Consider the following 21,371-nt stretch of genomic DNA (forward strand, 5'->3'; position numbering starts at 1 on the left):
CGCGTGGCCATCAGACCCGGCATCTCGTGCTCGGCCAACCGGATCTGGTGCCGACCCGCCTCAGCCAGACCCAAGTCCTTCACGGCGAACTCAAGACCGTTGACCTTCTGCAACTTGACGCTCATGATTCCCCTTCTCGAAGAGCAAGATTCATCGACTTTCGAGTCCGAATTGGACTGATGCGGCGGATTGCCCGGCGGCGCTCACGTGGAGCCGGAAAGCCGGCTCAACACGGCGCGCGCTCGTCGGCAAGCGGCCGCGATCCCCCTCGCGACATCAAAAAAGGCACCTCCGACAGGAGGCGCCCTTACCGTGCTGTCCCTTTACCCCGCAGGCCGAGCGTGGCGGACGTGAAGTCCGTTGCAGCGCCTCTCAGCCAGCGGTCGCGCTCCGGAACGGAGCGCATCGAGTCGGTCGAACCCGGCGTGCCCAAAATTCTGGTGACCTCCGGCCGCTTTGTCAACCTGCCGCTCCCGGCCGGGCCCTCCCGAACCCACCGGACGTCGAACTTCTTGCGGCGCAGTGATCCCGAGCACCCCGGCGAATCGATCTTCCCCGAATTTCACCGGAAGAGGTGATATCGGGTCATCCGACCGTCGCGTCGTCAAGGTCGGCACCCGGGGTCGCGATAAACACTAGCGTCCATCCATTTAGATCAAAGCTCAAGAATGCGGCGCTCATGACACTAGTTGGCGGCTTCCGTGAAGTAGGCGAGAACGAGGTGCGGCCGGCCGACCGGCAGGCCGCGCCCCGACCCGGCGAACTCGGCGCGGCCGTGGCCATGCGAACGTTCTTCACACCCCCGTTCGCCGGCTTGCCAGTCGACCTCTACACCAAGATCGAAGACGGCGCGGCCACCCGGCACCGCACCGCCGTCACGGTCCACCCGCACAGCACGGTGTCCACCTCGACCTACTTCGGGCGCTTCCCCGCCAGCTACTGGCAGCGCTGGACCGCCGTCGGCGAGGTGACGGTCCGGGCGAACGTCAGCGGTGCCGGGATCGTCCGGGTGATGGCCTCCGACTCCAAGGGCGGCACGCGCACCCTGCACACCGAGCGCGTCGCGGGCACCACCGAAACGGCGGCGCTGTGGACGGTGAGCACCGGCAAGTTCGCCGACGGCGGCGCGATCTGGGTCGAGCTGGTCACCGAGGCCGACCCGCTGCAGGTCGCCGACGTCGAGTGGCTGGTGCCGCACCCGCACCGCGGCCGCCCCACCACCGCCGTGCTGTGCACCCACAACCGGCCTGAGGACTGCCTGAACACGCTGCGCGCCCTGGCGGCGGACCCGGCCGCGATGAGCGCCTTGTCGGCCGTCTACGTGGTCGACCAGGGCGACGACACCCTGGAATCGCGCGAGTCCTTCGAGTCGGTCCGCGAGATGTTCTCCGACCGGTTGCACTACCTGCGGCAGCGCAACCTCGGTGGCGCGGGCGGGTTCACCCGGGGCCTGCACGAGGTGCTCGCCGACGAGGACGTCGTGGCCAACGCGCTGTTCATGGACGACGACATCCTCCTCGAACCGGACACGGTGGTGCGGATGACGACGTTCGCCAACTCCGCGGTCGAGCCGGTCGTGGTGGGCTCGCAGATGCTGCAGCTGCTGCACCCGTACCAGATCCACGTCTCCGCCGAGCACGCCCGCTTCACCACGATCGAACCGGGCCTGGCCGTCGAGGGCGGCCTCGACCGCGCCGACCTGACCGAGGAGCTGCAGGACCGGCGGGTCGACGCCGACTACAACGCCTGGTGGTGCTGCCTGCTGCCCTCGGAGATCGTGCGCGACGCGGGGTACCCCATCCCGATGTTCTTCCAGTGGGACGACGTGGAGTTCGGCTACCGCATCCGGGGCCGGGGGCACGCCACCGTGACGCTGCCGGGCGCGGCGGTGTGGCACGCCGACTTCGACTGGAAGGACGAGGAGAGCTGGGTCCGCTACTTCACCCTGCGCAACGCGCTGATCATCGACGCGCTGCACGGTGACTTCAACGGCACCGCCAGCGCGAAGGTGTTCCTGCGCTGGGCGGCCGAGTGCCTGGTGTCGATGCGCTACGCGCAGGCCGAGGTGCTCATCGCGGCGGTGGAGGACTTCCTGACCGGTCCTGCGGTGCTGCACGACGGCGATGCCTCGACCGTCGGGCGGATCGCCGAGCTGCGCTCGCGCCACCCCGAGACCGCGCGGCACAAGCCCTCCCAGGTGCCCGGGCTGACCGGCTCGTCCCGGCCGATCCGCAAGGCCGGCCCGGCCCCCGCCCACCGCCGGCTGGTGCTGGCCAAGCGCCTGGTCTGGCACCTGCTGGGCAAGGTCGGCGGTTCGGCCTCCATCTCGTCCGGCGACGCCCACTGGTGGCACGTCGGGTTGTTCGAGACCGCTGTGGTCACCGATGCCTCGCAGGAGTCGGTGTCGGTTCGCCGCGTCGACCGCGACGAGCTCCGCCGCATCGGCAGGAAGGCGCTGCGCACGGCGCTGCGGCTGCGCCGGGAAGGAGACCGGGCGCGCGCCGCGTGGCGCGACGGCCACTCCTCGCTCACCGACCGGAAGAACTGGACCCGACTGTTCCAGCTCGACGAGAACACCTCCAAGGAGTAGATCGTGAACATGCTGTCCCGCGTCCTCAAACCCGTGCGGGCCGCCGCCCGGGAGAAGCTGCAGCGAGCGGTGTCCGAAGCCGTCGCGGGCGTCGTCCGCCCGGAGGTCGACCGCGTCGTCAACGCGACGCGCGACTTCGAGATGCGGTCCCGCCGCGACCTGTTCGCCGCCGGTGAGCGCGACGCCGCCATGTCCACCGCTCGGCTGGTGCACCAGGAGATGGCCTCGGCGCGGATGCTGCCGAACCCCATCGCGACCCTCAACCACGCGTTGACGCTGGCTCCGGCCGAGGGCATGGCGCTGGAGTTCGGCGTCTACTCCGGCACGACGCTCACCGAGATCGCCCGTTCCCGCAGGGGGGTCGACGTCTACGGCTTCGACTCCTTCGAGGGGCTGCCCGAGCACTGGCGCGCCGGGTTCCCGGAGGGCACCTTCGGCGGTGAGATGCTGCCGGACGGCCCGCCGAAGGTCGAGGGCGCGGAGCTGGTGGTCGGCTGGTTCGACGACACGCTGCCGACGTTCCTGGAGACCCACCCGGGCCCGGTGGCGTTCCTGCACGTCGACTGCGACATCTACTCCTCCACCAAGACGGTGCTGGACCTGGTCGGCCCGCGCCTGCGCCCGGGCAGCATCGTGGTGTTCGACGAGTTCTTCAACTACCCGGGCTGGCAGTTCGGCGAGTACCGCGCCTGGGGCGAGCACGTCAACGCGACCGGTTGGAAGTTCTCCTACGAAGCGTTCACCATCGACAACGAGCAGGTGGTCGTCCGGCTGACCGACGTCGGTTCGAACGTGACCGTCGAGCAGTTCGCCCCGGCTCAGCGCGCCGCAGTCCAGCAGAGCTGAGCCGGCGTCCCGCCCGCCCGGTGCCGGGCGGGCGGGACGCGGAACCCGGGCCCGGCGCGCTGTGGTCGGCGGCGTCCACCTCGGAAGCGGAGGGCCATGGGTGAGAGCTACCGGTTGGAGGACGCAGCCAGGCTGGCCGAAGAGCTCCGGGACCTGGCTTGCGAGGTCAACCGCGCCGCAGCGTGGTCGTACCGGCTTTCCGACGGCGAGTTGAAGTGGTCGCCCGGCATGTCCGGGCTGCTCCAGGTCGACGACGGCGACGAGAGGAAGATCCGGCGCCGGTTGCTCGAGTTGATCTCGCCGCTGGTGCATTCCGCCGAGAACGGGCCTGCGGACGCTCCGCAGGCCATGGAGGAACCGTTCCGGACGCAGGCCGGGGAGTCGCGCTCGGTCTTCCTGCGCTGCAGCACCACCGTCTACCGCGGCGATAAGTGCCTGGTCGGGATCGCTGTGGACGCGGCGCCGCCGTCGACCGACGAGCGCATGGACACCGACATCGCCGACCGCTACCGGCGGCTGATCGAGCTGAACCCGGACACGGTGTGCGTGCACCAGGACGGGATCATCGTCTACGTCAACCCCGCCGGCGTGCGCATGATGAACGCGTCGTCGCCTGACGAGATCGTCGGGCACCCGATCACCCAGTTCGTCGCCGAGCGGTCGCAGCCCGGGTTGTTCTCGCGGCTCTCGGTCGCCAACGAGCCGGGGACGACCACCGAACCGGCCGAGGCGGAGATGGTCCGGGTCGACGGTTCCCGGATGCTGTGCAAGTCGGTCGCGGTGCGCACCAGCTGGCACGGGCGCCCGGCCTTCCAAGTGATCTTGCACGACGTGACCGCGCAGCGGGCCGCCGAGGCGGCGCTGCGCTATCAGGCGGCGCTGGTCGAGCACGTCAGCAACGCCATCATCGCCACGTCCTGGGACGGCGTGGTGACCAGCTGGAACCCGGCGGCCGAGCTGATCTACGGCTACTCCGCGGCGCAGGCGCGCGGGCGACGGGTCGCCGAGGTGGTGGGCGCGGGGATCGACCCGGCGGCGCTGCTGACCGTGGGCGGGACGACCGAGGCCAAGCACCGGCACGCCGACGGCTCACCGGTGCTGGTGCGGGTCTCGGCCGCGGAGATGAGCGACGGCTACGTGCTGGTGTGCACCGACGAGACGGCTCGGCGGACCGCCGAGCAGCGCTACGCGACGGTGGTCAGCCTGCTCGACGAGGGTGTGCTGATCATCGACAAGGGCGGCCGGATCGTCACGGCGAACCCGGCCGCCGCGAACATCCTCGGGTACCGGGAGGACGCGCTCCTGGGGACCTCGCCGGAGTCGTGGCTGACCTACGACGAGGACGGCAACCGCCTGCCAGAGGCGCCGTCGTACCGGACCCGGGTCACCGGTGAGCCGGAGAACCGTCGGGTTACGCGCTTCGAGCGCGCCGACCGCAGCAGCGCGTGGCTGGCGATCTCGGCGCGGTCGCTGACGCCGGACGACTCGCCGCCGCACCGGACGATGGTGTCGTTCACCGACATCACCGAACCTCGCGCGTTCCGCAAGCAGCTGGAGCGGGAGGCCACCCACGACCCGCTGACCGGGCTGGCCAACAGGACGATGGTGCTGCGCAGGCTGCAGGCCGCGATGCGGGAGACGGGCCGCACGACGTCGACCGGCGTGATGTTCATCGACCTGGACAAGTTCAAGATCATCAACGATTCGCTGGGCCACGTGGTCGGCGACGAGGTGCTGCGGGTGGCCGGTGAGCGGCTGCGGGCGGTAATGCGCTCGGACGAGCACGTCGGCAGGCACGGCGGCGACGAGTTCGTGGTGCTGGTGCACGACGAGGGCGATGCCGCGCGGCTGCACGCGCTGGCCGACCGGATCCGTCGGCGGCTCACCGAGCCGATCATGATCGACGGCAGGCAGCTGCACGTCGACGCCAGCATCGGCATCGTGCTCGTCCCACCGGACGACTCGCGCAGCGCCGAGGACGTGCTGCGCGACGCTGACGTGGCGATGTACGAGGCCAAGACGCGCGGGCGGGGCCGGGTGGCGTTCTTCGACGTGCAGCTGCGAGAGAGGCTGCAGCGCTACCTGGAGCTGGAGCAGGACCTGCGCGCCGCGGTCGATCGCGACGAGCTGTGGCTGGCCTACCAGCCGATCGTGAACCTGCACTCGAACCGGGTCAGCGCCGTGGAGGGGCTGCTGCGGTGGACGCACCCCCAGCACGGGACGGTCTCGCCGGAGGAGTTCATCCCGATGGCCGAGGAGAGCGACCTGATCCACCACATCGGCTCGTGGGTGCTGTCCACGGCGGTCGAGCAGATCTCGCAGTTCCGCTCTGACATCGGCCTGGACCTGCGGTTGAAGGCGAACCTGTCGGTGCGCCAGCTGGAGGACCCGGAGCTGCCGGAGGCGGTGGACGAGGCGATGCGCAAGAGCGGCCTGCCCGGCCAGGCGCTGTCGCTGGAGATCACCGAGAGCGCGCTGATGCACGATCCGGTCACCGCCGCGCGCATGCTCCAGGAGCTGCGGCGCCACGGGGTGCGGCTGGCCATCGACGACTTCGGCACCGGCTACTCGTCGCTGGCGCAGCTGCTGCGGTTGCCGCTGGACTCGCTGAAGATCGACCGCTCGTTCATCAACGACCTCGCGCACTCGCGGGACTCCGAGGCGCTGGTGACCAGCATCGTGGCGATGGCGCACGCGGTGGACCTCAGGGTGATCGCCGAGGGCGTGGAGAACGCCGCGCAGCTGGCGGTGCTGCGCAGGCTGGGCTGCGACCAGGCCCAGGGCTACTACCTCGGGCGCCCCTCCCCCGTCCAGGAGCTGGCCGGAACGATCGAGGTGGCCAACCGGCGGGCCATCATCGAATGATGCGGGTCGCGTCGCGACCCGCGCGTTGACCGGGCAGGTTGCGTGGCAGCCCGCCCGGTCAACTCCCGTCGACGAGGCCGCTAGGCGGTGCGCGAGGTCGAGGCGGGCACCGGGACGTCCGGCAGCACGACCCGGCGGGCGTCCTCCATCGCGTTCTTGATCGCGACCACCAGTTCCCGGGCCGGTGACGAGCACGCGAACGCGGCGCGAGCGTGCTCGCTGATCGCGGCGTGGACCGGCACCTCGATCTCCATGTGGCGGAAGACGTGCGTCGTGCCGTCGACCTCGGAGAAGCTGTAGGTGATCGTCACCGAGGAGGTGTCGTCGAGCCCCCGGGAGCGGACGATCCAGCGCCGCCCCGGCTCGGCTTCCAGGATCGACCAGCAATCACCTCGGCGTTCTCGCCAGGTGCTGCCCGCCGGTTGCCTGCTGGGCGGCACGAGTGTCCACCCTGGATCGGTCACCGGCCGGCCGTCCTCCCAGTTGGCCGGATTGGTGATGTAGCTGTAGACGTCCATGGCCGCACAAGCGATGTCGGTCTCGGCCATCGTCGAATAGAAGGGCATAGCTCAGCGTCCTTCCACTCATTTCCCCCCGGACGCCCCGCGACCGGATTACCCCCACCGGGTCCATTGTTGGGCCCGAAAGGGAATCAGCAACTCGATCGGCATTCCGTGATCGCCCCACAGGCACGGCACCGGGCGAGCGTGGTGGCGCACAACACATTCTCGCGCCGATGTGAAAATGCGTGGAGCGCGGACACTTTCGCGACCTCCTCCCTCCGATGCGGACACCGGTGGCCGGTCAGGTCGCCGGAGCGTACCGAAGCGCGCCGATCACGGCAGGATCACGAGCAGGACTCACGTTGCGTTCTGAACCGTCGCTGACCCGCACCTTCGTTGCGCGGGCAACATCAGCTCGACCGCTCCCCACTATCACTCCGTCGAGTGTGTTTCCAGATCGATTCCGAAGTCCGCGACGGGGTCCGTCGAAGGGTCGCGGCCGGGCCGGCAGCGCTGGAAGCGCGACCGGACGACCGCCCGCGACCAGCGCATGTACCGTGACTGGCGAACCCACCGCCCGGCCCGCCCGGCGGTGATCCGCAGGAGCGTCCACAGGAGACTTACGACCGATGCAACCGAGTAACGAGCAGGACCGGGCGAAGTGGGCCGCGGGTACGGCCGTCATCGACGCCTACATCCGCGACGGCATGAAGCTCGGCCTGGGCTCGGGCACCACCTCGCACTGGTTCGTCCGTGCGTTGGGCGAGGCCGTGTCCAACGGCCTCAACGTGGTGGGCGTGCCCACCTCGACCGGCACCCGTGACCTGGCGCTCGAGGTCGGCGTGCCGCTGACCACGCTCGCCGAGGTCGGCAAGCTGGACCTCACCGTCGACGGTGCCGACGAGATCGACCCGGCCGGCCACATGATCAAGGGCGGCGGCGCCTGCCTGCTGTGGGAGCGCATCATCGCCGACACCTCCGCGAAGATGGTGTGCGTGGTCGACGAGGGCAAGGTCGTCGACCAGCTCGGCAAGTTCCCGCTGCCGATCGAGGTCGTGCAGTACGAGTGGCAGGCCACCGAGCGCGCCATCGGCGAACTGCTGGACGCGCTCGGCCAGCCCGGGGTGAAGCTGACCCGTCGCGAGAAGGACGGCGGCCCGCTGGTCACCGACAGCGGCAACTTCATCCTCGACGCCCACCTCGAAGCGATCAAGGACCCGATCGCGCTGGACTCCCAGCTCAACTGGATCCCGGGCGTGGTGGAGAACGGCCTGTTCACCGGCATCGCCGCCGAGGTGGTCATCGGTCGCGCCGACGGCAGCCACGAGATCCGCGACGTCTCCGCGACGCCTTCGGCCCGCCCGTCGACGCGCGGTCGCTGAACCCAGACCGGAACGAGGGGCCGCGAGCGGTTAGCTCGCGGCCCCTCGTCGCGTCTCAGGTCCCGGCGTAGCAGTAGGAATCCGAGGACGCGTCGCCGCCCTGCAGTCGCACCTGGTGGGCGCGTCGGCCCCGGAAGTCCTCGCCGTGCAGGAAGAACCCCTCGTCGACGGACAGGCCGCCGCTCTGCGGATCAGTGGTGACCTTGGCCAGCCAGGCTCCGACCCCGTCCGGGTAGAACTGGTCGTCCCAGGCCCCGTAGAGCGAGTTGGTCAGGTAGATCCGCTGCCCGTCGCGGCTGACCTCGACCATCTGCGGCCCGCCCGCGAGCGCGCGGCCGGGCGCCGACGGGTGCGCGACCCGGCCGACGATGCCGCCCAGGCGGACCGAACCGGTCTCGCGCGGCTGGGCCGGGTCGCTGACGTCGTACTGCTTGAGCTCCCCGGTCCCCCAGCACGAGACGTAGAGGAACCGGTCGTCGACGGTGAGGTTGATGTCGGTGACCAGCGGTGGAACGGCACCGAAGGGCTGCAGCGCGGGCGGCAGCTGATCGGCCTCGGCGGGTTCGGCGGGGATGGTGATCACCTTGTCGGCGCGCCACTGGTCGCCGTCCCGGTACCAGCGCCACACCGACGCCGACAGGTCCTCGGTGCTGATCACCACGCCCGCGAAACCCCAGGTCGCGTCGGGATCGTGCGAGGGCCGCAGCTCCAGCACCATCTGGTGCTCCGCGCCCAGGTCCACGCGTTGGGCGTGGCTGCCCTCGGCGAGGTCCCAGAAGTGCAGGGCGTGGCCGTACTCGTTGCCGAGCAGCAGCTCGGGGACCAGTCCGTCCTCGATCATCGACGGGGTGCCCCACTCGCTCGTGATCAGCGTGTTCTGGTTGAGGTGCCACCAGGCGTCGTAGGCCAGGTGCTGGGGTCCGCGATCGGTCTCCCAGGCGCGCACGACCTCGAAGGTGTCGTGGTCGAGCACCGCGATCCCGCCCGGTCCCCCGTTGCCGTCGGCGACGCCGAGGCAGGACAGGTAGATGCCGTCGGGACCGCAGTGCAGCGTGTGCGGCCGGGAGTAGCCGGCCCGGGCGGCGAGCTCGTCGGCGCCGATGGTGCGCACCAGTCGTGGCTGCTCCGGGTCCGGGTGGGTGTCGTAGACGTGGATGTTCGACGAGCGCAGGCCCGGCAGCAGCAGGTAGCGGCGCTGCAGGCCGTCGGTGTGGTGCCCGGCGTGGGCGAAGGCGCTGCTGCAGGCGTTCCACCCGAAGTGGTGGAGCTCGTCGCCCCTGGTCGGCAGGTCCGACCAGCCCACGACCTGCCCGTACCCGGCGGAATCCGGGTCTGTGCCGATGACCGCGAGGGCGTCGGGCTGCTCGCCCGCGCGGTCGAAGGTGACCACGTAGGCCAGCTTCTCCGGTGGTGCGGCGATCGCCTCGGCGGGGCTGCGGTAGAACGTCGGATCGACCGTGGATGTGCTCATCTCGTGCTCCTCGGGAGCTGGCGTGCGGCCGTTCCAGGATGGTCCCGCACACCCGCCTCGGCGACCGCGTCCGCATCGCAGGACACCGCAGGTGGGGCCGGTCTACAGGTGGGCGCAGCGCAGGTCCGGGCTGAGCCGGTAGGTGGTGTCCAGGACCGAATCCTGGCCGCTCAACCAGGCCGGATCCTCGTCGGGGTGCACCGTGTGCACGATGACCAGGTCCCACTGCTCGGACTCCACGTCGACACCGGAGAGCAACGTGGTGTCACCCAGACGGACCGCCGGCACGAAGGGGTCCGCGTAGGAGATCTGCACCCCGGACACCGCAAGATCCGTCATGATCTCCAGCGCGGGGGACTCGCGGACGTCGGCCACGCCCGGCTTGTACGAGACGCCCAGCACGAGCACCTTCGCTCCGGCGAACGGCTTGCCTCGGTCGGCGAGCAGCTGCCGGGCCCGGTCGACCACCCGGCGCGGGCGCGCGGCGATCGAACCCATCGCGGCGTTCATCAGCGGCGCCGGGAGACGCTGCGCGCGCAGCTGCCACAGCAGGTAGTGGGTGTCGCAGGGGATGCAGTGACCGCCGACGCCCGGGCCGGGGTGGAACGGCATGAACCCGTAGGGCTTGGTGGCCGCCGCGTCGATGACCTCGATCGGATCGACGCCGAAAGCGCGGCAGCTGTCGGCGAACTCGTTGATCATCGCGATGTTGACGGCGCGGAAGCTGTTCTCCAGCAGCTTGGTCAGCTCCGCCGACGCCGGGGAGGTGACCCTGTGCACCGCGGCTGCTGTGTTGCCGACCGCTTCTTCGGCCCGGCGTCCGCACTCGGCGGTCACCCCGCCGACCACGCGCGGTGTCGAGCGGCGGTCGTGGCGGGCCACCCCGGGATCGATGCGCTCCGGGCTGAAGGCGACGTAGACGTCCTCCCCCACCGTCCAGCCGTTGCGGTGGCGCAGCGGCTCGGCGATCAGGTCGTGAGTGCACCCGACGTAGGTGGTGGAGGTCAGCACGATCGTCTGGCCCCGGACGGCGTTGGCCACCACTGTCGCGCAGGCTGCGGTCAGCGCGCGCATGTCAGGAACCAGGTGGGTGTCCACCGGGGTGGGCACCGAGATCAGCACGAAGTCGGCACCGCTGATCGCGGCCGCGTTGGTGGTCACCGCCAGCCGGCCGTTCGCCAGCGATCTGCCGAGGTGTTCCAGATCGTCGCCGGAGAGGTCCACCTGCTGCGCCTTGATCGCCCGCAGGCGGTCCTCGTCGACGTCGACGCCGGTCACCGCGATCCCGGCCTCGGCGAGTGAGAGCGCGGTCGGCAAGCCGACGTAGCCGAGACCGACGACCACTGCGCTGCCGGTCGAGCGAGGGGACGTCGCGCGGGGGAACGCTTCTGTCAACTGCGCTTGCTCTTCCGAATTCCGCCATGCCCCGCGCATGTTCGCTGTGCTCATCGCTGGCGACTCCTCTTTGCGTGTTCGCGTTGCACGAAATCGCGCTGGCTGCAGGCTCCTTCGCATCAGGAGAATCGGTTTCTCGGTAGTGCACCGAATCTGGTGCTCGTCGGCGTGTTCATCGCGCCGACCGAAGGTGTACCCACCGTGCACCAGCGTGGTGCTGAAACGTAGAGCACAAAGGCCCCGGCACCCGGAGTCAGGACTTACGCCCCGGCTGCCTGAGCAGGGGGCAGCGCACACTCAGGGTGTTGACGCCGATCACTCACCGAGGTCTTCAGGAGTCAGCCGACACGACGGTCAGCCGGTCCGGCGCGAGGAGCTCCCATGGGCGAACAGCAGCTGTGGGATCGCCACGACATCGCCGCCTACCTCGGCATGCAGGTGGGCTCGGTGAACGCGTGGCTGGCCCGGCACGGCATCACCCCGGTCGCACGGCGCCCCGCAGGACGCGGGGCGCTGGCGAACCTCTACGACGCCGACGAGATCAAGCGCGTCCGGAAGGCCGGTCGCCGGTGGCGGGACTGACCGGCGCCGCCTGCCTGTCGGGACGCCTGTGCCAAGCAGCGGCCGCGGTCACGGCGGCCAGCAACAGCCCTGCCGCGAGCAGCACGTTCAGGAAGCCTGCCAACGCCAGTCCCACGACGGCGACTAAGGGCAGCACCACGGCCGCGTCCAGCAGCACGATCCGCCCGGTGAGCGAGTGCGAGGAATCCCCAGGAACCGTCGGCGCTTCAGCCGCCTCGCGCGGTCGCGGCGCAGGATTCCCCCGTCGTGGACTCGTCCAGCGTCCGCTGGATTGGGAGCGCCACAGCCGGTACAGCGTCCACATGGTGGCGGTGGCGTCGATGACACGCACCAGCAGGAACCCGAAGCCGTAGATGAGAAGGCTCGGGCGGCGACGCACCAACGCCACCACGCAGGTGATCAGATAATCGGGCAAGAACAGGAAGAGCACCACGTTGTACGGGTTCAACCACAGTTGCAGCGCCGAGTGAACCTCGCGGTACACCGGCCAGTCGAGCGCCCAACCGGCGGTCAGCGGCACCAGCGCCAGCATCGCGCCGATGACGACCAGAGCCAGGATGATCAAGCTCGACGAGACGACCTCCAGCATGAAAATCGCAGTGGTAAACCAGAAGCGCCCGAACCAGGCGCCGTGCCGACGCAGCGTCTGCCACAGCCCCAGCGCCCAGCGGCGCACCTGCCGGTAGTAGTCCCGGAGGTTGTCGGGATCATCCGTCATCGCGTGCACCGAGGGCGAGAACGCGATCTTGCCGAGCCGCTTGTGGTGCAGCTCGAAAGTCATGTTGAAGTCCTCGATGATCAGGCCGGGCGGGTTGAGGTCCATCCGCGGCAGCACCGAGGTCCGGTACATGCTGGCGAACCCGGGGACGATCGGCGTCACGTTGATGTGGGACCAGGACTGGCCGTAGCGCATCCACTGCATGATCACCCACAGGCGCCCGCGGTAGGAGATCAGCAATCGTCCGATGAGGGAGTGGCCCTGCGGCCGCCAAGGAGTTCGAACGTAGCCGGCGACCGCGGCGTAGCCCGGATCGTCCAGCATGGGCAGCCCGTTGGTGAGGTAGTCGGCGTCGACCTCGGTGTCGGCGTCCACGATCAGCAGTGCCCCGAACCGGCGGGTGATGTCGAAGTGGCCGATGGCTGCCTCGATGGCGCCGGCCTTGCCGCGACCAGGATCGAGCTCGAGCACGCGGACGCCGAGCGAGGAGGCGAGTTCCGCCGTGCGGTCACTGCACCCGTCCGCGAGGACGTGCACGTTCGCGGCGGGAACGATCCGCAGCGCCGAGGCGATGGACTTCGCGATGCTGGCCTCTTCCTCGTGCGCGGGGATGACCACGGCGACCTCGTCGGGACGGATCCTGTTCGCGGGCGCGACGGCGTCCCCCGGAGCCGGTCGGTGCCGTTCGGCCAGCCAGCGCAAGATCGCGATCGCCGTCCACACCGGGACGTTGATCCCGAACACGAGGAACAGCAGTACCCATTCCACCACGCCACCTCATCTCCGTTGATTTCCGACGAAGCGCTCCCGCCATGCGACAACGCCGAACCCGAATCAGACAAGCACTTTTCACCCGTTCAGGTACTCATTTCTTTTTACTCCGAATTGGGCGCCACATGGTGGTGCACAGTGTGTCCAGCGGGTTCGCATACCACCCCGCAAAGAACGCACCGGGCGAAGAACATTCCAAATCCGCGTATTCGCAGCTCAAGGCCACATCAGCAAGCGTCCCAATGAATTCGGGCGCCACCCGACCCCCTCGACGATGCGGGGTGATCATGCATTTTCCGACAGCGCGCGCAGCCGGATTCATCGGCCCCCTCTTCACGCATTCCACATTTTCGGAAGGGCACAAAGTCCTCATTCCCGACAATTGCAGGAACGAGGCTCCGAGAAATGGGGATTCCGAATCGTGGACACCTCTTCCGGAAGTCGTGGACGATTCGGCGCGCGATGCGGAGCGCGTGGTGGCGACTGACAGCACGAGCCGATGGCCCGGGCCCCGCCCGACCCCGCCAGCACATGGCCGAGCCGGCCGGCTGCGCGCACGACGGCATCGACTGCGAGGACGTGCGCGCCTCCGACCGCCTGGCTCCCACCGGGTTCGTCCGCTCCCGCGCGAGTTCGGGCCGGCCTCGGTGCACCTGTGCAGCTGCGGCCCACACGCACCTGGGCTCTGGGAAGACCTCGACGCAGGCCGGCAACGAGCCTGCCCCCGACCCGCACGATCAGTTACGAGGGGAGCAACGAGATGGACTGCCTCAACGGGGACGAATTCCTCGCTCGTCAACGGGTTCTGGTGATCGCCCCGCACGCCGATGACGAAACCTACGGCTGCGGGGGCACGATCGCCAGGGTCAAATCGCTCGGTGGCGAGGTCTACGTCATCGTCGCCTCCGTGGCCTCCATCGAGCAGTACGGCGGTGAACAGGCTTCCGGACTGCGATTGGTCACCGCCGACACGCGCATCTCGGAGTTCCAGTACGTCGCCGAACTGCTCAAGGTCGACGACTGGGAGGTGCTGTTCAACGGGCCCGACGAGCACATGGCGCTGGACACCGTGCCGCGCCGCGAACTCACCCGGCTGCTGGAGCGCGACGCCAGGCTGTCGATCGAGAACGTTCGGCCGAGCATGGTGCTGATCCCTGCGACCAGTTACAACCAGGACCACGAAACGCTGTTCAAGGCGTGCGTGACCGCCACCCGGCCACCCGCACCCGGCGACCGGTACTTCGTCCCGCACGTGCTCTGCTACGACAACACGAGCCTGTTCTGGACACCGGAACGCCAACGGTTCTCCCCCGACCTGTTCGTCGACATCAGCGACTTCCTACAGGTCAAGATGCAAGCGATCTCGATGTACGCCTCGCAGGTCAAGCAACCGCTCTACCACGGCAGCCCCGAAAGTTTGGAGCTGCAGTCGCGGTGGCGCGGAAGGGAGATCTCGACCGAGGCCGCCGAGAGCTACGTGACGATGCGGATGGTGCTGTCGTGACCGCCGTCTCCATCCACCAGCCCAACTTCCTGCCGTGGACGAAGCTGATGGCCAAGATCGCCCTGAGCGATGTCCACATCGTCTTCGACACAGCCCAGTACACCCGCAGCGAGTTCCACGCCCGCCAGCGGATCAAGAACCAAGCGGGCGGGACGTCGTGGCTCAGCGTGCCCGTTGCGCACACGGGTGAGCGGCAGCGTCTGCGCGACGTGCGCATCGACCAGCGGCAACAGTGGAAGCGCCGGCACCTCAAGCACCTCACAATCCACTACGGGTGCACGCCGCACTTCGACGAGCTGTACGCGCTCGTCCTCGAGGTCTACCGCCGCGACCACGACCACCTCGTCGATCACAACCTCGACCTGACGACCGCACTGTGCGCCTACCTCGGTTTCGACACCCCGCTCGTGCTCGCTTCGGAGCTGGACGTCCCGGTTCCCGACAACCGCCAGGAGCGGTTGCTGGAGCTGGTCCGCGGCGTCGGCGGCGACGCGCACCTGACCAGTAGCGGGAGCACGTACCAGGTCGACTGGTCGCCGTTCCGCCGGGCCGGTGTGCCGGTGCTCGACCAGCACTTCGAGCACCCCGTCTACGCCCAGCCGCACGGCGAGTTCGTCCCGGGCCTGGGAGTGCTTGACATGCTGTTCGTCGAAGGCCCCTCCGCGGCCGAGAAGATCCGCGCGTCGAGCCGGTTCCGGCTCTCCGAGCCGACCACCGTGGCCAATCCACTGAGGAGCGTTCGCTGAGCCTTCAACTTCCTGACTCTGCGCGCAGCGCGGTCGCGCAGTCCCGCAGCAACGGGGTTGCCGTTGAAACCGGTGTGCCTGCTTGACGTTGGTGCTGGTCACCGGCTGTGATGCCCGCCCCACGAGCGCCTCGGCCGGGTGGCTTCGCCGAGAACCGCGCATTTTCCGTCCGGTTGCGGGCAACCCTAGTCCAGCGTGCGACGTGAAATGGGTGTCGCGATGCCACGGCCCGGATCCGCGGGCCGCTGGGGGCCAGAACACCGAAATCACCACACCACGGGACACACCTGTGCGAACGCGCGTGCGCGAGCGCTGAGACCAGGAGGAAAGATGTCGAGGAGAACACTGCGCGGCAAGGGTTTCAAGACCACGATGGCCGTCGCCGGAGGACTGCTGCTGGCCGGGTCGAGCATGGGCCTCGCCTCCGCCGAAACCGGTTCCGAGCAGGACGAAGTCGCCCGTGCGATGGACGCCGCGTGCCAGGACGGCTACCTGTGCGTCTGGTCCGAGCCCGGCGGCAGGGGCGAGCGGATCGACCTCTTCGAGTGCGAGGTTCCGCAGGACCCGCCAGCCAACCTGCCCTGGCCCGCCGGTTCCTGGCTCAACAACCAGTTCGACGGCACGGTCGCGAGCTTCCAGGGACCGGATCCGAACAACCCGAACGGGCCGTGGATCGAGCAGTACACCTCGGTCGCACCGGAGCTGAGCCACGACAACCGCGGCTTCACCACTCCGCGGATCGATCCGTGCTGAGCGGATCCGCGGTGAACTGAGGAAAATCCGCCCGGCCACCGCTGAACCGCTTCGGCGGTGGCCGGGTGCGACAGCTGGGGCTGACCGCGGCGACCGTCGCGAACTTCCACGGCCCCGCGGGCGAGCCGCAGTACTCGTCCACGGCTCCGGAGGACAGCCCCAACGACAAGGGCTTCGACGCCTGGGAGGTCGATCCCTGCTGATGGGGCGTTGGTGGTCACGGCCGGTTCCGCCCGGCCGTGACCACCCGCCTGTCGAGCGTTGATGGCACGAGGGGCTCCATGACGCGATGGAGCAGCGAACAGCTACCCGATCTGGCCGGCAAGACGGCCGTCATCACCGGCGCGAACAGCGGGCTCGGCCTGGAGACCGCGCAAGCGCTCGGGCGGGCGGGAGCGCACGTGGTGCTCGCCGTCCGCGACCTCGCCAAGGGTGAGCGCGCGGCGGGAAGCGTGCCGGGATCGGCGGAGGTCCGCAGGCTCGACCTCGGTGATCTCGCCTCGATCCGCGAGTTCTCCGAGGCGTGGACCGGCGAGATCACGATGCTCATCAACAACGCCGGGATCATGTTCCCGCCGGAGGGCACCACCGCGGACGGGTTCGAGATCCAGTTCGGCACCAACCACCTCGGCCACTTCGCGCTGACGAACCTGCTGCTGGACCAGGTCACCGACCGCGTGGTCACGGTCTCCTCCAGCCTGCACCGGTCGGTGCGCGGAATCCACTGGGAGGACCCGAACTTCACCGGCGCCTACGATCCGCAGAAGGCCTACGCGCAGTCCAAGCTGGCGAACCTGCTGTTCACCCTGGAGCTCCAGCGCAGGCTCACCGAGGCCGGAGCGAAGGTCCGCGCCACGGCCGCGCACCCGGGCTACGCGGCCACGAACCTGCAGAGCCACGCGGGCAACTCGCTGCTGCGGCGGCTGATGGCGATCGGCAACGTCATCGCCGCGCAACCGGCGGAGGCGGGTGCTCTACCCACCCTCTTCGCGGCCACCCAGGACATCCCGGGAGCCAGCTACGTCGGCCCGGACGGTCCGCTGGAACTGCGCGGCTCCCCCGCCCTGGTCGGGCGCAGCAAAGCCGCCAGCGACCCGGAGGCGGCCCAGCGCTTGTGGACCCTCTCCGAGCACCTCACCGGACTGTCCTTCCCGCTGGCCGGCAAGCGCTGACCTCTGCTCACGCGAGGCCGTTGGACCTGGTGACCTCGGCGTAGAAGCGGGCGCTGTCCTTGGGCGTCCTGGTGAGGGTGTCGTAGTCGACGTGCACGAGCCCGAAGCGCTTGCCGAAGCCGAAGGCCCACTCGAAGTTGTCCAGCAGGGACCAGACGAAGTAGCCGCGCAGGTCGACGCCGTTGGCGATGGCCTGGTGGGCGGTGCGGAAGTGCGCGCGGAGGTAGTCCACGCGGGCCCGGTCGTGGACCTGGCCGTCGACGCGCTCGTCGTCGTAGGCGGCGCCGTTCTCGGTGATGTAGAGCGGGATCGCCGGGTAGTCGCGGTGCAGGCGTTCCAGGAGTTCGCCGAGTCCGGCGGGGTCGACCTCCCAGCCCATCTCGGTGGTGGGCAGGCCGCGAGGTGCCGGGCTCATGTCGGCGCTGCCGGGCCAGGCACTGGGTTCGTCGCCGGGCCGCCAGATCCGTGGTTGGTCGCTGGAGGTGACGACCTGCCGGGTGTAGTAGTTGATGCCTAGGAAGTCCAGCGGTGCGTTGATTATTCGCTCGTCGCCGTCCCGGATGTGGTCGCTGCCGGTGACATCGGCGACGTCGTCGAGCACGTCGGCCGGGTGATGACCGAGCAGCAGCGGATCGAGGAACTGCCGGTTGAGCAGGCCGTCGACGCGACGGGCGAGGTCTCGGTCGGCCTCGGTGGCGGGGTCGACGGGCGCGAGGTTGAGGGTGATGCCGCAGCTGGAACCGGCTCCCGCAGCGCGCATTTCGGACATCGCCAGGCCATGGCCGAGCAGCAGGTGGTGCGCGGCGCGCATCGCGGCGGCGTGGTCCCGCCTGCCCGGCGCGTGCACGCCCTCGGCGTGGCCGAGGAACGCCGCGACCCAGGGTTCGTTGAGCGTGGTCCAGTGCTGGACGCGGTCGCTGAGCGCGGCGTGCGCGCGGGCGGCGTAGTCGGCGAAGCGGTGCGCGGTGTCGCGTTCGGGCCAGCCGCCCGCGTCTTCGAGCGCTTGGGGCAGGTCCCAGTGGTAGAGGGTCACCCACGGCTGGATGCCGGAGTCGAGGAGTTCGTCGACGAGGCGCGAGTAGAAGTCCAGCCCGGCGGGGTTGAGCGTTCCCGTCCCGTCCGGCTGCAGTCGGGGCCAGGCCAGCGAGAACCGGTAGTGGGTCAGGCCCAGTTCCCGCATGAGCGCGACGTCTTCGCGGTAGCGGTGGTAGTGGTCGCAGGCGACGTCGCCGGTATCGCCGCCGACGATCGTGCCCGGGGTGTGCGCGAAGCGGTCCCAGATGGACTCCCCGCGCCCGCCTTCGGCCACTCCCCCTTCGACCTGGTAGCTCGCGGTGGCCGCGCCCCACGCGAAACCGTCCGGGAACCGCAACTGCTCACCCATCTGCGCTCCTCGTCGAGTGGTTCGTGGTCATCGGGTGGTGATGGCCAGCGGCAGGCCGTGCGGGTCGATGAGCAGCGGTTCGGCGCCCGGTCGCAGCACCGCACCGGCGCCGGCCGCGGTCATCGCGCCGACGGCCCCGCGGGTCTCGGCGACGCCGAGGCCGATCGATCGCAGCCCGAGCCGGGACTGCCCGGCCGACCACGTGCTGGGCGCGGTGTCGTTGCGGAAGCTGAACACCTCCAGCACGACGTCGCCGAGCCGCAGGTTGGTGATGACGAATCCGCGCGGGTCGTCGGTGCGGATGAGCTTGCCGATGACCCGCGCGCCCAGCGTGCGGACGTAGAAGTCGAGCGCTTCCTGCAGGTCCGGCACCGTGACGGCGATGTGGTCGAAGACCGGTCCGGCGTCGCGCGGCCGGGTCTGGTGCGCGGCGAGGTCTTCGGCGGCCAGTTCGGGTGAGTGAGTCTCGTCGTGCCGGACGGCGCCTTCGACGAACTCCAGCAGGGTTCCGTCGGGGTCGGTGAAGAAGGTGATGCGGACGTCGCCGTGCGCGTCCTTGGGGTGCGTGGTGAACTCGACGCCGGCGTCGCGGAGCTCGGCGGCTCGCGCGTCGACGTCGCCGACCTTCATGCCGAAGTGCCGCATCCCGCACTGCAAGTCGTCGGGCGCCCAGCCGCCGAGGTCGCCTTCCCCGACTTCCACGAGCTTGACGCGCGCGGGTCCGGCGTCGAGCCAGCTGATGCCGGATTCCCGCGCCAGCTCGGTGAATCCCAGCAGGCCGGTGTAGAACTCCTGAGACCGAGCCAGGTTCCGGCAGCCGATCTCGACGTGCCGGATCGCGGCGGTGGGCGCGCTCGGGTCGGCGGAATGGTTCGCGGTCATCGCCCCTCCGGCGAGTCGTTCCGGACGCCGCTGGTGGTCGCGACCCGGTGATCTTGCATGGGGAACGATGCTGCCACCGCGTTCAAGCCGAGGGCAACGGAATGTCGGGGACACGAACCGAAGCTGTCCGGTTCATGTCCTGGACGGGGAGGTGCCCGCCTCGCCGAGGGGGCGGGGCGAGACGGGCAGGCGGAAGATTACGCCGTTCGGTCCAGCGTCGAACCCCGCAGCGAACACCACCCGCAGATCTCACCTCATCCAGCGATCACCGCCGTCGGGTGGTCTCGGGTGGTGCCAGCCGGTCTCGAGGTGAACCCGCGTCCCCACGAGGTGACGGATTACCGCCGTAATCCGTCACCCGATTACGGCGGTAATCCGCGGACATTTAGTTCACTCCCCCAACTAACTGCGCGGTGGCTTCGTGAGCGTCGACACAAGTTTCTCGGACTCCTCGGCTCTGCGCAGGCCCTTGCCTCGACCGCCCACTGCTATTAGTTTGGCGGCGATACTTATTGGAGGTGGACGTGGCCGAGCGCGGAACCAGCGAGGTCGTGCGGCTCAGCGGGCCGTCCGGGGTCGACCAGACCGCGGTGCGACGCGCCAACCTCGCGCGCGTGCTCGACGAGGTGCGGCGCGGCGAGGTCGTCTCGCGCGCCGACATCGCCACCCGCAGCAAGCTCACCAAGGCCACCGTCTCCAGCCTCGCCGCCGAGCTCATCGACCGCGGCCTCATCCGGGAGACCGGGCTGCGCCGCGACGGCGCCGTCGGTCGCCCGGGCCGCTCGCTGGAGCTCGACGGTGGCGGCATCACCGCGCTCGGGCTGGAGATCAACTCGCAGTACCTGGCCGCGCGCGGCACCGACCTCGCCGGACGCGTCATCGTCGAACGCCGCATCAGGTTCGACGCCATGCACGCCGACCCGGAAACCACCCTGGACCGGCTCGCCGGGCTCGCCCGCGAGGCCGTCGCCGAGCTCGCGGGCACCGGGTCGTCGTTCCTGGCCGGGATCGCGGTGGCGGTGCCCGGTCTGGTCGACGCCGAGACCGGTCGAGTCCGCTACGCGCCCAACCTCGAATGGCGATCGATCCCGATCGCCGAGGCGCTGCGGGTGCGGCTCGGCAGCGACGTGCCGATCGTGGTGGACAACGAGGCCAACCTCTCCGCGCTCGCCGAACTGCACGCCATGTCCCAGCCGGCCGCCGACCTCGTCTACCTGACCGGCGAGGTGGGTGTCGGTGCCGGGCTGATCACCGGCGGGCGGCTGCTGCGCGGTGCCGGCGGGTTCACCGGCGAGATCGGGCACGTCCCGGTCGATCTCGACGGCCAGGTCTGCGGGTGCGGGCGGCGCGGCTGCCTGGAGACCAAGATCGGCCTGCCTGCGGTGCTGCGCGCCGCCGCACCTGACCTCGCCGACCGGGAAGCCGACCCGCAGGACCAGGCGCACGCGCTGCGGCAGCGGGCCGAGGACGGCGGTCCGGAGGCGATGGCGGGTTTCGACGAGATCGGCAGGTGGCTGGGCATCGGCGTGTCGATGCTGGTCAACCTGCTCAACCCGGAGGTCGTGGTGCTGGGCGGCTACCTCGGGACCGTCGCGCCCTACCTGGTTCCCGCCGCGATGCGGGAACTGCGGGAGCGCGCGGTGGCCGGGGATGCGGCGGTCTGCCGGATCACCGCGTCCACCTTCGGCTTCTCCGCGGCCGTGCGGGGTGCCAGCAGCATCGTCATCGAGGAGATCTTCAGCGACCCGCTGCGCATCCCCGCAGCCGAGAAGGTCGCCGACTGAACGTCTTTCGGCACCCGCGGGTG

19 protein-coding genes are annotated in these 21,371 nt (G+C 69.7%); 12 read left to right on the plus strand and 7 right to left on the minus strand.

Annotated features, from left to right (window positions below; all coding sequences use genetic code 11):
* A partial coding sequence (locus tag R4I43_RS29975; protein WP_324266760.1) for an adenosylhomocysteinase occupies positions 1–125 on the minus strand: 125 nt, incomplete at its 3' end.
* A gap of 216 nt (positions 126–341) precedes the next feature.
* Here R4I43_RS29975 and R4I43_RS29980 point away from each other — a divergent pair.
* From R4I43_RS29980 to R4I43_RS29995, 4 genes are all read left to right on the plus strand, one after another.
* Complete coding sequence (locus R4I43_RS29980; protein ID WP_324269066.1) at positions 342–578, plus strand: hypothetical protein; 237 nt, start codon at positions 342–344, stop codon at positions 576–578.
* A 101-nt stretch (positions 579–679) separates the two neighbouring features.
* Positions 680–2,590: a glycosyltransferase gene (locus tag R4I43_RS29985; protein ID WP_324269067.1), complete on the plus strand. Its 1,911-nt coding sequence runs from the start codon at positions 680–682 to the stop codon at positions 2,588–2,590.
* Between the two features lie 9 nt (positions 2,591–2,599).
* Positions 2,600–3,436 carry a class I SAM-dependent methyltransferase gene (locus R4I43_RS29990; protein ID WP_324269138.1) on the plus strand — a complete coding sequence of 279 codons (837 nt, stop codon included), beginning with the start codon at positions 2,600–2,602 and terminating at the stop codon, positions 3,434–3,436.
* 96 nt (positions 3,437–3,532) lie between these two features.
* On the plus strand, positions 3,533–6,301 hold the full coding sequence (locus R4I43_RS29995) for an EAL domain-containing protein (protein WP_324269068.1): 2,769 nt from the start codon (positions 3,533–3,535) through the stop codon (positions 6,299–6,301).
* Between the two features lie 80 nt (positions 6,302–6,381).
* Here R4I43_RS29995 and R4I43_RS30000 read toward each other — a convergent pair whose 3' ends face one another.
* On the minus strand, positions 6,382–6,867 hold the full coding sequence (locus R4I43_RS30000; protein ID WP_324269069.1) for an SRPBCC family protein: 486 nt from the start codon (positions 6,865–6,867) through the stop codon (positions 6,382–6,384).
* Between the two features lie 566 nt (positions 6,868–7,433).
* Between R4I43_RS30000 and rpiA the strand changes: the two genes are divergently transcribed.
* Positions 7,434–8,186 (plus strand): ribose-5-phosphate isomerase RpiA, encoded by a 753-nt coding sequence (gene rpiA / locus R4I43_RS30005; RefSeq protein WP_324269070.1) that lies wholly within the window; start codon positions 7,434–7,436, stop codon positions 8,184–8,186.
* 55 nt (positions 8,187–8,241) lie between these two features.
* On the opposite strand, the gene R4I43_RS30010 is transcribed toward rpiA, so the two are convergent.
* Positions 8,242–9,657 carry a selenium-binding protein SBP56-related protein gene (locus R4I43_RS30010; protein ID WP_324269071.1) on the minus strand — a complete coding sequence of 472 codons (1,416 nt, stop codon included), beginning with the start codon at positions 9,655–9,657 and terminating at the stop codon, positions 8,242–8,244.
* A gap of 102 nt (positions 9,658–9,759) precedes the next feature.
* Positions 9,760–11,106, minus strand: a complete 1,347-nt coding sequence (locus tag R4I43_RS30015; RefSeq protein WP_324269072.1) for a nucleotide sugar dehydrogenase — start codon at positions 11,104–11,106, stop codon at positions 9,760–9,762.
* Positions 11,107–11,433: 327 nt separating this feature from the next.
* Between R4I43_RS30015 and R4I43_RS30020 the strand changes: the two genes are divergently transcribed.
* The gene (locus tag R4I43_RS30020; RefSeq protein ID WP_324269073.1) at positions 11,434–11,634 is read left to right on the plus strand and encodes a hypothetical protein; all 201 of its coding nucleotides are present in this window, start codon (positions 11,434–11,436) and stop codon (positions 11,632–11,634) included.
* Here R4I43_RS30020 and R4I43_RS30025 read toward each other — a convergent pair.
* Positions 11,594–13,120 carry a glycosyltransferase gene (locus tag R4I43_RS30025; protein WP_324269074.1) on the minus strand — a complete coding sequence of 509 codons (1,527 nt, stop codon included), beginning with the start codon at positions 13,118–13,120 and terminating at the stop codon, positions 11,594–11,596. The genes R4I43_RS30020 and R4I43_RS30025 overlap by 41 nt on opposite strands.
* 763 nt (positions 13,121–13,883) lie before the next feature.
* Between R4I43_RS30025 and R4I43_RS30030 the strand changes: the two genes are divergently transcribed.
* The 5 genes from R4I43_RS30030 to R4I43_RS30050 all read left to right on the plus strand — a co-directional run bounded on the left by R4I43_RS30030 (position 13,884) and on the right by R4I43_RS30050 (position 17,298).
* A complete protein-coding gene (locus R4I43_RS30030; RefSeq protein WP_324269075.1) occupies positions 13,884–14,627 on the plus strand; it encodes a PIG-L deacetylase family protein in 744 nt (247 codons plus the stop codon).
* Positions 14,624–15,373, plus strand: coding sequence for a WbqC family protein (locus tag R4I43_RS30035; RefSeq protein ID WP_324269076.1), 750 nt, complete (start codon positions 14,624–14,626; stop codon positions 15,371–15,373). The genes R4I43_RS30030 and R4I43_RS30035 overlap by 4 nt, the downstream gene beginning before the upstream one ends.
* Before the next feature lie 330 nt (positions 15,374–15,703).
* A complete protein-coding gene (locus tag R4I43_RS30040) occupies positions 15,704–16,126 on the plus strand; it encodes a peptidase inhibitor family I36 protein (RefSeq protein ID WP_324269077.1) in 423 nt (140 codons plus the stop codon).
* A gap of 65 nt (positions 16,127–16,191) precedes the next feature.
* On the plus strand, positions 16,192–16,329 hold the full coding sequence (locus R4I43_RS30045; protein ID WP_324269078.1) for a hypothetical protein: 138 nt from the start codon (positions 16,192–16,194) through the stop codon (positions 16,327–16,329).
* 78 nt (positions 16,330–16,407) lie between these two features.
* Positions 16,408–17,298, plus strand: a complete 891-nt coding sequence (locus tag R4I43_RS30050) for an oxidoreductase (RefSeq protein WP_324269079.1) — start codon at positions 16,408–16,410, stop codon at positions 17,296–17,298.
* Positions 17,299–17,305: 7 nt separating this feature from the next.
* Here R4I43_RS30050 and R4I43_RS30055 read toward each other — a convergent pair whose 3' ends face one another.
* Both R4I43_RS30055 and R4I43_RS30060 read right to left on the minus strand, forming a co-directional pair.
* On the minus strand, positions 17,306–18,682 hold the full coding sequence (locus R4I43_RS30055; RefSeq protein ID WP_324269080.1) for a GH1 family beta-glucosidase: 1,377 nt from the start codon (positions 18,680–18,682) through the stop codon (positions 17,306–17,308).
* Positions 18,683–18,709: 27 nt separating this feature from the next.
* The gene (locus R4I43_RS30060) at positions 18,710–19,564 is read right to left on the minus strand and encodes a VOC family protein (protein WP_324269081.1); all 855 of its coding nucleotides are present in this window, start codon (positions 19,562–19,564) and stop codon (positions 18,710–18,712) included.
* Positions 19,565–20,088: 524 nt separating this feature from the next.
* Here R4I43_RS30060 and R4I43_RS30065 point away from each other — a divergent pair.
* Positions 20,089–21,348, plus strand: a complete 1,260-nt coding sequence (locus R4I43_RS30065) for an ROK family transcriptional regulator (protein ID WP_324269082.1) — start codon at positions 20,089–20,091, stop codon at positions 21,346–21,348.
* Positions 21,349–21,371 lie beyond the last annotated feature (23 nt).

The sequence above is a fragment of the Saccharopolyspora mangrovi genome, from assembly GCF_035320975.1.
Classification (GTDB): Bacteria; Actinomycetota; Actinomycetes; order Mycobacteriales; family Pseudonocardiaceae; genus Saccharopolyspora; species Saccharopolyspora mangrovi.

Bases quoted from the DNA above. Each gene is read 5' to 3' on its own strand.
- R4I43_RS29985 (WP_324269067.1), top strand. From the start codon at position 680: ATGACACTAGTTGGCGGCTTCCGTGAAGTAGGCGAGAACGAGGTGCGG.
- R4I43_RS29990 (WP_324269138.1), top strand. From the start codon at position 2,600: ATGCTGTCCCGCGTCCTCAAACCCGTGCGGGCCGCCGCCCGGGAGAAG.
- R4I43_RS29995 (WP_324269068.1), top strand. From the start codon at position 3,533: ATGGGTGAGAGCTACCGGTTGGAGGACGCAGCCAGGCTGGCCGAAGAG.
- R4I43_RS30000 (WP_324269069.1), bottom strand. From the start codon at position 6,867: ATGCCCTTCTATTCGACGATGGCCGAGACCGACATCGCTTGTGCGGCC.
- rpiA (WP_324269070.1), top strand. From the start codon at position 7,434: ATGCAACCGAGTAACGAGCAGGACCGGGCGAAGTGGGCCGCGGGTACG.
- R4I43_RS30010 (WP_324269071.1), bottom strand. From the start codon at position 9,657: ATGAGCACATCCACGGTCGATCCGACGTTCTACCGCAGCCCCGCCGAG.
- R4I43_RS30015 (WP_324269072.1), bottom strand. From the start codon at position 11,106: ATGAGCACAGCGAACATGCGCGGGGCATGGCGGAATTCGGAAGAGCAA.
- R4I43_RS30020 (WP_324269073.1), top strand. From the start codon at position 11,434: ATGGGCGAACAGCAGCTGTGGGATCGCCACGACATCGCCGCCTACCTC.
- R4I43_RS30030 (WP_324269075.1), top strand. From the start codon at position 13,884: ATGGACTGCCTCAACGGGGACGAATTCCTCGCTCGTCAACGGGTTCTG.
- R4I43_RS30040 (WP_324269077.1), top strand. From the start codon at position 15,704: ATGTCGAGGAGAACACTGCGCGGCAAGGGTTTCAAGACCACGATGGCC.
- R4I43_RS30050 (WP_324269079.1), top strand. From the start codon at position 16,408: ATGACGCGATGGAGCAGCGAACAGCTACCCGATCTGGCCGGCAAGACG.
- R4I43_RS30055 (WP_324269080.1), bottom strand. From the start codon at position 18,682: ATGGGTGAGCAGTTGCGGTTCCCGGACGGTTTCGCGTGGGGCGCGGCC.
- R4I43_RS30060 (WP_324269081.1), bottom strand. From the start codon at position 19,564: ATGACCGCGAACCATTCCGCCGACCCGAGCGCGCCCACCGCCGCGATC.